The organism is Micromonospora sp. HM134, from assembly GCF_007833915.1.
Lineage (GTDB): Bacteria > Actinomycetota > Actinomycetes > Mycobacteriales > Micromonosporaceae > Micromonospora > Micromonospora wenchangensis.
The window spans coordinates 2,766,947-2,780,346 of the sequence record NZ_CP041061.1; the positions used below are offsets into that span (position 1 = coordinate 2,766,947).

A 13,400-nucleotide genomic window follows, 5' to 3' on the forward strand; every position below is an offset into this window, starting at 1 on the left:
GACGGCGCTGACAGCGGCACGGAAGTCGCGCCGTACCGGCGGGCCGAGTCTCGGTCGGAGTTGGGGCAACACTTCGGGGGCGGCCGAGATGTGAGTGGCCGCGGCCGGCGACCATGATGGTCGGGACTGGACGGGGAAAATCGCTGTTTCGAGGATGGTGTGCGGCTGTGGACAGAGTTCTGGTCACCGGTGGCGCGGGGTTCATCGGCTCGCATTTCGTTCGGCGCCTACTACGCGACGAGAACATCTCCCGCGTGACCGTGTTGGATGCGCTTACCTACGCCGGCACGTTGTACAACCTGGACGGTGTACTGAATCATCCGCGGCTATCGTTCGTCGAGGGGGACATCCTCGACGGCACTGTGGTCGCTGACCTGGTCGCAACCCACGACGCTGTCGTCCACCTCGCCGCCGAGTCACATGTCGACAGGTCATTCGAAACGACGGAGAAGTTCGTCGCCACCAATGTGCAGGGCACCCGTATGCTGCTCGATGCCGCAGCGCAACTGGGCGTACGGAAGTTCGTGCACGTGTCGACCGACGAGGTGTACGGACCCTTGCCGACCGGGACCGCCTGCGAGAACGACCCGCTCCGGCCGACGAATCCCTACGCCGCGACCAAGGCGGCCAGTGACATGGTCGCGAACTCGTACTTCCACACCTACGGCGTACCGGTGTGCATCACCCGGTCCACGAACAACTACGGCCCGGGTCAGCACCATGAAAAGATCGTCCCTGCCTTCGTGACGAGCCTGCTCGCCGGGGGCCGCGTCGGCATCCACGGCCATGGTGAGCACATCCGGAACTGGCTACACGTCGAGGACAACTGCCGTGGCATCGAACTGGTGCTCCACAAGGGGATCCCGGGCGAGATCTACAACATCGGCGGCGGCACGGGGCTCACCAACAACGAGTTGGCCCGGACCGTCCTGCGCGCCTGCGGCGCAGACTGGAGTTCGGTCGACTACGTTTCCGACCGCAGGTCCAACGACATCCGATACTCGGTGGACTGGACCAAGGCCGCCCGGGACCTCGGCTACCGGCCGATCCGGTCGCTCACCGAGGGCTTGGCCGAGACCGTGCAGTGGTACCGCAGGCACCCCGACCGCTGGGTGGCTTCACCGACAGGCTCCGCCCAGGCGGCACAGGACACCACCCCCGACGTGGTGTCACCGGTCCCGTGAACGGCCGTTTGCTGATCACCGGCGGCAGCGGAACGCTCGGCCGACACCTGTTTCGCCGAGCCGTCGCGGCGGGCTGGGACGTGGTCGGCACCTATGTCGCGACACCGACTGAGACCGCGGACCAGCAGCTGGACATCTGCGATCCGGCAGCCATACGAGAACTTCTGCGCCGGATCCGGCCGGACGTGGTCATCCACGCCGCGGCTGCCCGCGACCGAAACGACTGGGTAGCCACCGCCGACGGAGCAGCCAACGTCGCCGTCGCCACCGCTGGTGTTCGACTCGTGCACGTGTCCAGCGATTCGATATTCTCCGGGCGGGCGACCCACTACACCGAGGACGCCACACCCGATCCGATATACCCGTACGGTGCTGCGAAAGCAGCCGCCGAGACCGCTGTCCGAGCGGTGCACCGCAACGCCGTCGTCGTCCGGACCTCGCTCATTCTGGGCGACGGACGTGGCGACCATGAGCGGTTGACTCACGATCTGGCCGCTGGTCGCATCCATGGCGGACTGTTCACCGACGAAGTCCGCAACGCGGTGCACGTCACCGACCTGGCCGAAGCACTGGTCGAACTGGCCGCCAGCAGCTACCGCGGAATTTTGAACGTAGCGGGCGCAGATGCCGTGAGCCGGTATGAGCTCGGCCTGCTGGTGGCGGCGCGCGACGGCCTCGACCCGGCGACAATCAGGCCGATCCGCAGCGCTAATCCCCAGCGACCGGCCGAGATCCGATTGACCATCCAGCGGGCGCAGACGCTCCTCGGTACCCGGCTGCGAGGCGCCCATGAGTTCCTCGCCGAACCCCTCGACACACGGCCTGCTGTACCCCGGGCACGCCGTGCATGATCGCGCGAAAGCCGCAGGCCGGGCTCGCGTCGCCGGTATTCCCCGCAGCACCCAGGTTCGCCGTACCGGGCCGGACCGCCAGTGTGCCGGCGACCGTCATCGTGGTCCCGTCGATCGTGGTCATCGGCAGGGCCGCCGGCGCTCGGCGTGCTGCGCGGTGGTGACCGCCGGGCCGCGCGGCAGCTCGAACAGCGCCGGCGACGGCGCCGGCCCGAGCCGCTACCGGCACCGGTTCCCGTACTCACCTCGGAAAGCCGGTCGCGACGGCTCAGGGAGCATGGCGTACCGCAGCGACCAGGAATGTGCGGATCTCGGGTGGGATCAGGGGTGACGGCTCGACGGCCACGGTGAAGTCGTGCGCCTCGAGCAGGGCGGTGACGGCGGCCAGTCGACCATCGAGGTCCTGGACCTCCAGGAGGAACTGGTCGATGAGTGCCCAATGGTGACGATCGATCCCGTGGAGGACGTCGAGTTCGGCACCTTCGACATCGATCTTCACCAGGCCGACGTGTTCGTCGGGGGAGAGGTAGTCGGATAGGCGGTCGACCTGCACGGACACCGGCTCAGCGCGGTAGTGGCTCCGAATGAACTCCTCGGGAGCTTCGTGGGAGAGGACTGCGATCTGCAGCTCCTTGTCAGCCGGATAGCGGGTGGAGTTGCCCGGCGCCAACGGGTAGTACTCGAACACGGCTCGTTCCTGTTGGGTGCCGAGTGCCCTCTGGTGCACTGACACCGCCCCGAGCTGCTGTTCCTCGATGTTCCGGCGCAACGCCTGCACCAGTTGCGGCATCGGCTCGAATGCGCGTACCCGCGCGTCAGGGAACTTGCGCTTCAGGAAGAGGGTGAAAAGCCCGATGTTGGCGCCGACGTCGATGACGATCCCGTCGGGCTCGATCTGGACGCCGTCGTAGCATCGATGGGAGAAGATCTCGTCGTACTGCCAGCGGGCTTCGGCTTCGTACGGCGCCCATACGGTCAGGCGGTCATCGAGAGTGAATGGGCGAAGCTCGGTCACCATACCTCCAGGTCACGCGTCCGGCCCGACGACAGGGGGACGCCTCGATGAACAGGTGCAGCACCGGCGTGACGTGTGTGGTCACCGTCCCGGGTGGGCGAACTGCGTGACATCGTCGAGATAGTGGGTCGGATCCGGCACGCCAGCCTCACGGAACGCTTCCCGGCGCTCGTAGCACGTTCCGCACGTCCCGCAGTGCTGGTCGCCGCCCTTGTAACAGGACCAGCTCAACGACAGTGGGGCACCCAGCCGGGTGCCGTGTGCCGCGATCTCCGCCTTGGTCCAGGTCATGAACGGCACCTCTACCCGCGGAGTGGGGAATCCCTCGTTGGCGACGGTCACCAGTTCGCGAAGGGCCGTGACGAAGGCGGGACGGCAGTCCGGGTACACGAAGTGGTCGCCGGAGTGCATGCCGAGCGCCACCACGCCGACGCGGTGGGCGACGCCGACGGCGACCGCGACGTTGGCCAGGATCGCGTTGCGGTTCGGCACGACCGTGGCGCGCATGGACGCCTCCGCGTAATGACCGTCCGGAACGGTCACGGTGTCATCGGTCAGCGCCGATCCAGGGAGCAGCCCGCCCAGACCGCTGAGGTCGACCACTTGGTGCACTGCACCGTAGTGATCGGCGATCGCCCGAGCCGAGTCGATCTCGCGGCGATGCCGTTGACCGTAATCCACGGTGACAGCGATCAGGCTGAATCGCAGTGCTGAGTAGTACGCCATGAGAGTGGTGGAGTCCATTCCTCCGGAAAGGACTATGAGGGCGGAGGAAGAGCCCGATCGATTCTCGTCGTGGGTCATCGGATACCTCCAGGTGCGTCGACACGAACAGGTGCAGTCGGCCCGAAAGTGCGGGGCCCGAACGGTGCTGTGCTGCATCACTGTCGTCCGGGCCGGGTCGGCACGCATCACGGCGGACGACCGAAGTTTCCGAGCCGAGCCACCGAAGCGGCCGAGCCGCCAGCGCCCCGTCGCGTTCTACGGTCGGCCGACCTGAACCTCTCGGTCAACGCCGTGATGCAACGGGACGCCGGGGTCGGCCATTGTTGGCGCAGGAGGTTCGACATGACATTCCGCATCAGCAAAGAGTTCCACTTCTCGGCGAGTCACTCGCTCGCCGGCCTGGCGGCAGAGCACCCGTGCAGTCGCATGCACGGACACAATTACATCGTGGAATTGGAGCTGACCGCCGACCGGGACGCCTTGAGCGACGTCGGCTTCGTCCGTGACTACGGCGACCTGGCCCCCTTCTCCCGATGGCTGGATCAGGAGGTCGACCACCGTCACCTGAACGACGTGGTGGACCGGAACCCGTCGGCCGAGAATCTGTCCCGCTGGATTTACGACAAGTGGCACGAGCGCTATCCGGAGTTGTCCTCGGTTCGGGTGTCCGAGACGCCCAAAACCTGGGCGGAGTACCGCCCGTGAAAGCCCGTGTGGACGAGAACCGGGAGGCAGGTGATGCCGTGGTGGAGCCGATACTCGTCGTGAACGAGATTTTCGGCCCCACCTGAGCGCCGTTCAAGGCGAGGGCCCGTCGTCAGGCCGACGGTGCGCCTTCCTCCGACTGGGCGGCTGCAACCTGTCGTGTCACTGGTGCGACACGCCGTACACCTGGGACTGGACCGGTGCCGCCGACACGGGAACGGCCTACGATCCGCGGGTCGAACTGCACCGGATGCCGTGGCGCACCGTGTACGACCGGTTGGCGGCGATGGATGTGCCGCTGGTGGTCATCTCAGGCGGCGAACCGCTCAATCAACAGGCCCGCCTGCGACCGTTGATCGCGGCGTTGACGGCGGACGGCCACCGCCTGGAGATCGAGACGAACGGCACCGTGACCCCGGCCGCCGCGCTGGTCGACCTCGGTGTCCGGTTCAACGTCTCCCCCAAACTGGCCCACGCAGGCGACCGGGAATCGCGCCGGCTGCGGCCGGAGGCGCTGGCCGCGCTGGCCGCCGTTCCCGGAACCGCCTTCAAGTTTGTCTGCCGCTCGGTCAGTGACCTCGACGAGGTGGCGACCGTGGTGGCAGCCTACGGAACCCGACCCGTGTGGATCATGCCGGAGGGACGGACGGCGGACGACGTTGCGCGGGGGCTGCAAGAACTCGGCGACGAAGTGGTCGCCCGAGGCTGGAATCTGACGACTCGGCTGCACATCGCCGTATGGGGCGAACGGAGAGGGAAATGACAACCACGGAGAGGGAATCCGGCGCCCAGGACCCGCTGGAGCACATTGCCCGGCAGTTGCTGATCGAGATCGGAGAGGACCCGGACCGCGACGGCCTCAAGGAGACACCGGCGCGCTTCGCTCGCTGGTGGCGGGAGTTCAGCAGCTACCAGGCCGGCGACGTGGACACCCGCTTCCCGTTGCGGACCGACGGACAAATCATCATGGTCTCGGACATCAAGGTGTGGTCGCTGTGTGAACACCACCTGCTGCCGTTCTCGTGCTCGCTGACCATCGCCTACCGGCCCGACGGCGACGTGCTGGGCCTGTCGAAGTTCGCGCGCATCGCGCACCGCCACGCCCACCGACTACAGGTGCAGGAACGCCTCGTGCAGGACATCGCCACCGAAATCACCGCGATCACCGGTTCCGTCGACATCGCCGTGATCGGTCACGGCGAGCACCTGTGCATGAGCATGCGGGGGGTGCGCACCACCGCCCAGATGACATCCTCGGTGTTCCGAGGCATCTTCCAGGAACACGGCCCGGCCCGGCAGGAACTGGTGGCCTCCGTCTTCCCGCGGCGCTGAACCCCGCCCGGAACGGAGCACAGGTGAACATCGCCGGACCATGGATCTCAGTCGTCATCCCGACGTACAACCGGGCGGACCTGCTCCGGGGAACTTTGGAAGCGTTGACCGCCCAACGGATGCCGGCGGGCACCGTTGAGGTCATCGTCGCCGATGACGGTTCCTCCGACGACACCCGCGACGTCGTACACACCTTCGCCCACAGGCTTCACCTGCGGTACCACTTCCAGCCGGACCGGGGATTCCGGGCCGCGGCGGCACGCAACCGAGGTGCCCGGCTGGCGTCGGCACCGGTGCTCGTCTTCGCGGACAGCGGCATCCTGCCCGGCCCGGACTTCCTGTCCTCCCACCTTGAAGCCCACGCCACGGGGCCCACCGCAGTCATCGGATACACCTTCGGCTACCGGCCGGGCGACCCGACGCCCGGCCTCGCCACCGCCCTGCGGACCACACCGGTGGCGGAAGTGGTCCGACGCTACGGCGACGCGGCGACGTTCCACGACATCCGGCATCGAGCGTTCGAACGCTTCGCGTTCGACCTGGACCGCACCACCGTGCCCTGGCAGTGGTTCTGGTCGCTGAACTGCTCGGTGCCGGCAGACGCGTTCCGGGCCGTCGGCGGATTCGACGAGAGCTTCCGCAGCTGGGGTGGCGAGGATCTGGAACTGGGGTTCCGGCTCTTCCGGCACGGCCTACGGTTCCAGATCAACCAGGACGCGTGGGCGGTCGACGTGCCACACCCGAGATCCGCCGACCTCGATCAGGCCAGCAACCTGACGAACCTGATGACGTTCCTACAGCGTCACCCTGAACCAGTGGTTGAACTCCTGTTCAGCTGGTTCAGCCGGGAACAGCCCGGCTTCCAGATCAACCACCAATGGAACGTCGAGGACGAGTACCGGGCCCTGAACGCGGCGACCGTCGAAGCCCGGAGACGATCGGTCGTCGATGAACTCGACCACGAGGCCGCCATGCTGGGGGACGCCACACGCGTCGCGGTACTGGGTTGCGGCCCGGAGATACCGGACCGGCTCGCCGACGCCGCCCTCTTCGACTTCGACCCACAGGTGGTCGACGCCCTGGCCGGCCGGGGTCGCCGCGTCGGCCATGCCGTCGGACTCCACACACTGCTGCCGGACAAGGCCGTGGACCTGGTGATCGTCACATCACGGTTGAGTGGTCCGTGCGAACGCTGGCACCGCGAAATCCACGCCGAAGCACACCGCATCGGCCACACGGTCCGGACCCACACGCCCGGATGACGCTGCGGCGAGGGCCGCCGGGCCACAACGGCCCGGCGGCCAGCTCGTCAGCTCGACGGGCGACCACGCGCCGGCAGACCATCGGCCAGCAGCGGCCAGAACGCCGGGTCCCGAAACAACTGCGGTAGGTCGATACGCCCGGTGATACCGAGCTTGCGGTATGCGCTCGACAGATGCAGCTCGACCGTCCGCCGAGTGATGTGCCGCGTCTGAGCGATCCCATTGTTGGTGGCACCCCGGATCGCGTCGATGAGAATCTGCCGCTCCCGACGGGTCAGAGTGAGCACACCTCGCAGGGACATCTGCCGTGGTGCCCGCTCATGCGCGACGAGCAGCTGTCGGCGCGACCGCAACGCCAAGGCGCCGGCGGCGCACCGGTCGGCGATATCCACCGCCTGCGTAAGAGCGGCGATCGCCTCCTGACGGGGCAGCGATCCGCTCGGCGCCGAACCCAGATCGGCGAGCGCATGTGCCGCGTCCAGGCTTTCCTCCTTACTCAGCAGAGCCACCGCCTCGCGCAGCAGACGATGCTTCTCCGCCGTCCCGCTGGCACACGCCTGGGCCCGCAACGCCCGGCCGCGCTCCAGCGGCGACCCGACCGCGTCGGCGAACCTGAGCTGGGCACAGGCTACCCGTACGGCCTGCCGTCGACGCCCCACCGCCACCAGCAGGTCGGCACCGTACCGGCGCCACATGAGACTCCCCGGCAGCCGAATACCCGCCTGGTACGCGCGGGCTCGCAGGTCGGCGAGGTCCCGGCGGGCTCCGGTAAGGTCACCGTCACCGGCCCGCATCCGGGCCCGGGCCAGCAGCAACTCACAGTAGTGCCAACCGGGCGGCAACTCGTCGACCAGCCGGTAGCGACGCAGCAGAGCACGCGCGTCGTCCAGCTCACCGCGGCTGACGTGTACGTCGGCGAGCAGACCCACCAGGATCACGGTGATCGGATCATGCGACGCATCCGGCCCCTCTCCCTGCTCCCACAGCGCGTCGTTGAGACAACTACCGGCCTCGTCCAAGTCTCCGACGGCCAGCGCGATCCGGCCCCGGACCGAGGCCAACCACCCCTTCGGTGACGACTGGCCCTCGGACTCCGACCGGTCGAACCGGTCAAGCCAGGAGATCGCCTCGTGATGATCGCCGGCGTCCGCAAGCACCGCCAACGCCGCGGTCCGTGCCAGCGGGTGAAGTTCCAACCCCGCCCCGTCCTGCCCCAATGCCTGCCGGGCCTCCCGCACCGCCGCCCGCGGGTCCGAATCGACGAGATAGCGCAGGAAAGCATCCAAAGCAGACCACGCGGTCTGCACGGGCCGCCGGTCGGCGTCGTCGCCCTCAAGCACCGCCATCGCATCCCGTGGACCCAGCAGCCCCTGAATCCGCCGGCGCACCTGCACCGGACGGCCAAGGAAAGGCCGGTGCAACTTCCGGTACCCCTCGGCCCAGCCCTCGAACACCGTCCCGCGGACACTCGTAGCGATCCGGTCGAGCAGGTCGTGCTGGTGTGCGCCCAACTCCATCTCGTACAGGGCACGGCCGATCTGCCCAAGCATCCCCGCCACCACGGCGCGGTCGTTGTCCTCCGACAGCACCGCGACAGCCGCGCGCAGCCCGCTCTCCGGATCCCGCCGGATCTCGAGACGAGCGAGCCGGAGCATGGCCTCCCGGTGCTGCGTACCGGTGGCGACGCGGGCCGCCAGTTCCAGACAGCGTCCTTCGACGCCGTCCGCGCCGGTCTCCCGGGCATGATCGGCGGCCTGCAGGAGGACCTGAGCCGGCCACGACCCGCTCGGCGCAACCGTCGAGGCAGTCAGGTGTGACGCGATGCGATCCGCCGGAGCGTTCAGGGCGAACAGGTACTCGGCGATGCCGAGGTGCGTCGCACTACGGGCCATCGCCGTCATCGACGCCGCGATCGCGGTACCCAGGGCCGGGTGCCGCAGCGGAAGACTCTCGGCGTCCCCGATCAACCTCATGCGGATCAGCAGGTCCAGAGCGGTCAGCACCTCATGGACGTCGAGGCCGGTGAGGTGGGCGACCAGCGCCGCATCGACACCGCCGTGGCCCTGGGCCACCGCGATGATCTCCACGATCCGCATCAGCGCGGTCCCCAGCCGGTTCAACCGCCCGCGCACCAGCCGCAGGGCGTCGTGCAGTACCACCTCGTCGACCCTGTGCGGCAAGCCGGAGCCGGCGGAGCGGCTGCGCAGGACCTGGGCGAGTTCCCCGATCATGTACGGACTGCCGCCGCACCACCGGTGGACCTCGGCGACGAAGCGTCCGGGCGGCCGGGACGGCAACAGGGCGCACAACAGGTCGCCGGTCTCCGCCTCGGTCAGCCCGTCGAGTTCCAACCAGGTCGCGTCGGTCAACATCTCCGCCAACTGCTCGGGCGCGGTGGGCGGCTCGCCGGCACGGACCGACACCAGCAGAAGGATCGGTAATCGCGCGCACGCCTCCAACACCTGCCGCAGCCACTGGAGCGCCGGACGGCCGGCATACGTGATGTCGTCCACCGCGACGACCAGCGGCCCCCGCCCAGCCAACGCGGCGACAGCCGCCCGTGCCACGGACACCTGCCGGTCGCGGTCTGCCCAGTCGTCTGTTCCGGTGGGTTGCCATCCCAACAGGGGTGGCCGCGTCCGGCAGGTCGACCGCCGCGCATCGGATACCGGTGAAACCTCTTCGGCGAGGCCCCGGAGAAGGTCAGTGACCAGCGCGGTCGGCACCTGACGGTCCGCCAGCCGGCAGCGGACGCGGACAGCGAACCCGCCTTCCCGGCGGCAGGATCCCACGAACTCGTCGAGCAACGCGCTGCGGCCCACTCCGGGTTCGCCGGTGACCGCGACGCGGACGAGCCCCGCATCGGCACTCACCACCCTTGCCTGCCTCAGCGCCCGCAAGTGGGCCAGTCGCCCCACCAACCGGGGTGGACTGTCCACGGGCCACAAGCCGCTTTCTCCAGTTTCTGGATCGGCGGTCAAGCGGACTCCCCAGGCCGGGCGACGAGGACCAGCCCTTGATCCCCTATGGCATGGGGTCGTCGGGCGAAATGGCGGCCGAGGGCCGGCACGAGAGCCTCCCGCATGTCGGCGGCACGCGGATGCCCGTCGTACCAGAAATCCACCAGCAGGTCCGCGGCGGAGCGGATCCGCTCCGCCAGACTCGGTTCCGTGAAGTGCAGGGCGGCTTCGGTGCGGCTCAGGGAGAACCGGCCGAAACCATGTTCGGAGAGCGTCTGGGCCGCGGTCGCGAGCAGATAGCCCTGGTGATCGTGGGATTCCCCGGCGATCGGCACGCAGACCTCGTTGAGGAGGGCCACCAGCTCGTTGTCCGGGGATCCGCCGATGAGCACCACCTTGGCCTCGCCATGCGTGGGGTCGCACACCCGGGCGATCTCCCGCACAGCCTTGACCGGATCGTCGACGTAGGGCAGAACCCAGGCGGAAAACACCGCGTCGAAGCTGCCGTCCGCAAACGGCAACGCCTCCGCCCGTCCGGGATGGACCTCCAGTTCACCCACGTCGGTGCCGCCCACGCCCAGTCGCAGCCGCTCGACACGGTTGACGTGCGGCTCGACGGTGACGCATCGACCGAGGTCGCCTGCAACGGCACGGGTGATCTCCCCAGTACCACCGCCCACGTCGAGGACCTGACGGTTACCCGTCAGGGCCGCTCGGACGACGGCCATCTCCTCCCGGCGCTCCAGCCGATCGACAAAGTTCTGCCAGCCTCCGGCGCTCAACCGATGCGGTCCCCGATAGCGCTGCGGTGTCCGGTCCAGGGGGCCACACCAGGGGTGTGTCCGAACCTCGGCCGCGCTGAGGGTGACCGCTGCCGCACGCGCCCCCTGCTGAACAATCATGATCTTCTCCTCACGCGATCCGGAACCTCCGGCTTCGGCCGCGCACCCACTGACCGCCGAGATCGGTACCTTCACACAGCCTCCTCAGATGGCGGTGTCGAGTCTTTCGATCAAGCCGGCGAGAGACATCTGTCAATTGACGTACTCTCCCGGTGGCTCGGCGGCCTCACGCCGCCTGACGATCTCCACCGGCATCGACTTCCCACACGCCCCCCAGGCCACCCAGTCCCGCCGCCGCAGACGCCGCCTCGACCAGCCGAAACGCTTCACCACCGAGACCGTCTAGGCCATCTCCGACCTCCGCATCCACCAGGCGAGACCAGCACGACCGGCCGGCTGGATCCGTAGCCACCGGCCGAGCGGGAACAAGGTCCACTGGATCCACGACGTCACCTACGACGACGACCGGTCCCAGATCCGCACCGGCACCGGACCCGAAGTGATGGCCGCCCTCCGCGACGCCGCCATCGGCGCCCCACGCCTGACCGGAGTCACCGACATCGGCGCCGCCAACCGACATCACGCCCGCGACAACAACCGACCACTGGCACCACTCGGCATCACCTAACGACTTCGCCGGAGCCTCGGGATACGCCCGATGACGCAGATCCAGTCGCGGGTCCACTCACTGATGCCCTGCGGGAGTGCGCTCTGATCCCATAGGTGTCGGGGCGGGCCGTTCTATCGGAAGCGGCCGGTCGACACCGGCTGCTTCCGGTGGCGCAGCGGATCGCCGACATCGCCGAGCAGACCCCGCACGGGCAACGGCGCTTCGGTGTTCGAGTACGTGCAGGACCTGCCACAAGCGTTCGCGATCCCCATCCAGTGGGTCGTCCAGTACCCGGGGATGCCGCTGGATCAGCTCAAGGCCGGACTCGGCTCGTTCCATCCCCCTCAGGGCTGTACCCGGCTGCGCAACCATCCCAATCTGCTGAGCATCTGCGAGAAGGTCACGGCCGACTCACCGACCCGCGAGATGACCGTGCACGGTCACTAGCGGCATCCCCGGGACTGTTCGTTCAAGCAGTCGCTCATCACCCCTGGAAGGATCGCAGCATTCCTGCGGCACGCGGCCCATCCAGCGACGCAGCAGCTGTTTGGCGCGACTCCCGGCTCTCGGAGCAGGTCCAGGTGGCCGTGCGGCTCAGGGGCCGGGCCCGGAGGATCCTGCGTCGGTAAGTCGACCGGATCGACTTACCGACTGTGGCGACGCGAGTGATCCTCATGATTGGTGCATCGCTCCTGCCATCATTGCCGGGTGGTCACCGCTGGCGTGTCGTCCTGAAGCAGCCGACCTGTAAGCGGCGAAACCTCGACCTGGCGAGACCGGAAGCGGCATCGTGAAAGCAATGTCCTAGGACGCTCTGGAGGGTGTGCTGCATCAGCCTCCTGGCCTGCACCATCGAGGGACTGGCAGTTGGTACCAACGGAACAGGGCTGGGATGGGCCTCGGTCGCGCAGGTCGCTGGCAATGATCCGTTCGGCCGGGTTGACTCCGGGTGCCGCGCACGGCCCCCGCGCCGCGGGGGCATCCGCAATTTCGGGGCACGGTCACGGGAGTGCCGTATGGAGACCTGAAGGGGCCTCGGCATTGCCCGGTGCTGTTTACGATTGAGGCTTACCGCCTGCGGACGACACCGCCGAGGGTGCGGTGAGCGGTCAAGCGGAATTGAGCTTGGCCGCGCTGCCGTCACCCCTTCGCCGCTTTGGGTGTGTTACCCGTGTCATCACTTATCGGGCACACATCCTTGTTGAGATCGCGGCACTGAGCCTCTTCGCCGGTGGTGAACTCGCCCTCCGCGAGGACTCGCTAGGTCACAGGCCGTCCAGCAGCACCTTGATGACCTCCATCAGCTGCTCGCGCAGCTGGTCGGCCGGCATGTCCTGATAGTGGTCCGACAGCATCACCAGGGGGCCGAAGATCGCGCCCAGGGTGCTGCCGAGCCGGACCCTGACCTGCGGGTCGAGCGCCGGGTCGGCGAAGAGAGCCGACAGCTTCGTGTTCTGCGCCGACAACCGGGCGCCGACCTCGGGGTCGTTGGCGAACAGCGCGTGGAAGACGTCCTCGTTGCGTTCCAGGACCACGAGCATCTGCCGGTGCCGCAGGGCGATGTCGATTATCTGCGGCAGGGCCCGCTGCCAGGCGCCCGGGTCGGTGCCGGCCACCACCAGCCGGTCGGACGCCTCGGTGAGTACGTCGAGGGCCCGGCCGATGACCGTGCGGGCGATGTCGTCCTTGGCGTGGAAGTGGTGGTACACCGCCGCTTTGCTGACGCCGAGCCGCTCCGCGATGTGCCGCAGCGACGTGCCCTGATAGCCCTGGCGGGCGAACAGCTCGACGGCGACGTCCACGATGCGCTCCCGCATCGGCTCGGCAGTGGGGCTGGCGGAGGTCACCGCCACAGGGTATAACTTGCCGATCGGCAAGTCTTGCCTTGTCGATCGGCAAGGAACAGCCTGGAC

13 protein-coding genes are annotated in these 13,400 nt (G+C 68.1%); 7 read left to right on the plus strand and 6 right to left on the minus strand.

Features of this window, described 5'->3' with window-relative positions:
• Positions 1-167: 167 nt before the first annotated feature.
• Together rfbB and FJK98_RS12220 are read left to right on the plus strand one after the other, a co-directional pair.
• A complete protein-coding gene (gene rfbB, locus FJK98_RS12215) occupies positions 168-1,184 on the plus strand; it encodes a dTDP-glucose 4,6-dehydratase (RefSeq protein ID WP_145919130.1) in 1,017 nt (338 codons plus the stop codon).
• A complete protein-coding gene (locus FJK98_RS12220) occupies positions 1,181-2,035 on the plus strand; it encodes a sugar nucleotide-binding protein (protein ID WP_145919131.1) in 855 nt (284 codons plus the stop codon). Before rfbB ends, FJK98_RS12220 begins: the two co-directional genes overlap by 4 nt.
• Before the next feature lie 268 nt (positions 2,036-2,303).
• Here FJK98_RS12220 and FJK98_RS12225 read toward each other — a convergent pair whose 3' ends face one another.
• Positions 2,304-3,053, minus strand: a complete 750-nt coding sequence (locus FJK98_RS12225) for an FkbM family methyltransferase (RefSeq protein WP_145919132.1) — start codon at positions 3,051-3,053, stop codon at positions 2,304-2,306.
• A 78-nt stretch (positions 3,054-3,131) separates the two neighbouring features.
• Positions 3,132-3,854, minus strand: a complete 723-nt coding sequence (gene queC, locus FJK98_RS12230) for a 7-cyano-7-deazaguanine synthase QueC (RefSeq protein WP_145919133.1) — start codon at positions 3,852-3,854, stop codon at positions 3,132-3,134.
• A 264-nt stretch (positions 3,855-4,118) separates the two neighbouring features.
• On the opposite strand from queC, the gene FJK98_RS12235 reads away from it, so the two are divergent.
• The 4 genes from FJK98_RS12235 (at position 4,119) to FJK98_RS12250 (ending at position 7,075) form a co-directional block, all read left to right on the plus strand.
• Positions 4,119-4,481, plus strand: a complete 363-nt coding sequence (locus FJK98_RS12235) for a 6-carboxytetrahydropterin synthase (RefSeq protein WP_145919134.1) — start codon at positions 4,119-4,121, stop codon at positions 4,479-4,481.
• A 154-nt stretch (positions 4,482-4,635) separates the two neighbouring features.
• Positions 4,636-5,244: a 7-carboxy-7-deazaguanine synthase QueE gene (locus tag FJK98_RS12240; RefSeq protein WP_370517079.1), complete on the plus strand. Its 609-nt coding sequence runs from the start codon at positions 4,636-4,638 to the stop codon at positions 5,242-5,244.
• Positions 5,241-5,813, plus strand: coding sequence for a GTP cyclohydrolase I (folE, locus tag FJK98_RS12245; RefSeq protein ID WP_145919135.1), 573 nt, complete (start codon positions 5,241-5,243; stop codon positions 5,811-5,813). Before FJK98_RS12240 ends, folE begins: the two co-directional genes overlap by 4 nt.
• A gap of 23 nt (positions 5,814-5,836) precedes the next feature.
• The gene (locus FJK98_RS12250; protein WP_168222439.1) at positions 5,837-7,075 is read left to right on the plus strand and encodes a glycosyltransferase; all 1,239 of its coding nucleotides are present in this window, start codon (positions 5,837-5,839) and stop codon (positions 7,073-7,075) included.
• Positions 7,076-7,122: 47 nt separating this feature from the next.
• On the opposite strand, the gene FJK98_RS12255 is transcribed toward FJK98_RS12250, so the two are convergent.
• The 3 genes from FJK98_RS12255 to FJK98_RS33560 form a co-directional block, all read right to left on the minus strand.
• Positions 7,123-9,948, minus strand: a complete 2,826-nt coding sequence (locus FJK98_RS12255; RefSeq protein WP_240762776.1) for a LuxR family transcriptional regulator — start codon at positions 9,946-9,948, stop codon at positions 7,123-7,125.
• A gap of 104 nt (positions 9,949-10,052) precedes the next feature.
• Complete coding sequence (locus tag FJK98_RS12260; protein WP_205789423.1) at positions 10,053-11,012, minus strand: class I SAM-dependent methyltransferase; 960 nt, start codon at positions 11,010-11,012, stop codon at positions 10,053-10,055.
• Between the two features lie 91 nt (positions 11,013-11,103).
• Entirely contained in the window at positions 11,104-11,562 is a 459-nt protein-coding gene (locus FJK98_RS33560) for a hypothetical protein (protein ID WP_205789424.1), read from the minus strand.
• A 150-nt stretch (positions 11,563-11,712) separates the two neighbouring features.
• Between FJK98_RS33560 and FJK98_RS12270 the strand changes: the two genes are divergently transcribed.
• A complete protein-coding gene (locus tag FJK98_RS12270; protein ID WP_240762777.1) occupies positions 11,713-11,934 on the plus strand; it encodes a hypothetical protein in 222 nt (73 codons plus the stop codon).
• An 818-nt stretch (positions 11,935-12,752) separates the two neighbouring features.
• On the opposite strand, the gene FJK98_RS12275 is transcribed toward FJK98_RS12270, so the two are convergent.
• Complete coding sequence (locus tag FJK98_RS12275; RefSeq protein ID WP_145919138.1) at positions 12,753-13,334, minus strand: TetR/AcrR family transcriptional regulator; 582 nt, start codon at positions 13,332-13,334, stop codon at positions 12,753-12,755.
• Positions 13,335-13,400 lie beyond the last annotated feature (66 nt).

Bases quoted from the DNA above. Each gene is read 5' to 3' on its own strand.
- FJK98_RS12225 (WP_145919132.1), bottom strand. From the start codon at position 3,053: ATGGTGACCGAGCTTCGCCCATTCACTCTCGATGACCGCCTGACCGTA.
- queC (WP_145919133.1), bottom strand. From the start codon at position 3,854: ATGACCCACGACGAGAATCGATCGGGCTCTTCCTCCGCCCTCATAGTC.
- FJK98_RS12235 (WP_145919134.1), top strand. From the start codon at position 4,119: ATGACATTCCGCATCAGCAAAGAGTTCCACTTCTCGGCGAGTCACTCG.
- folE (WP_145919135.1), top strand. From the start codon at position 5,241: ATGACAACCACGGAGAGGGAATCCGGCGCCCAGGACCCGCTGGAGCAC.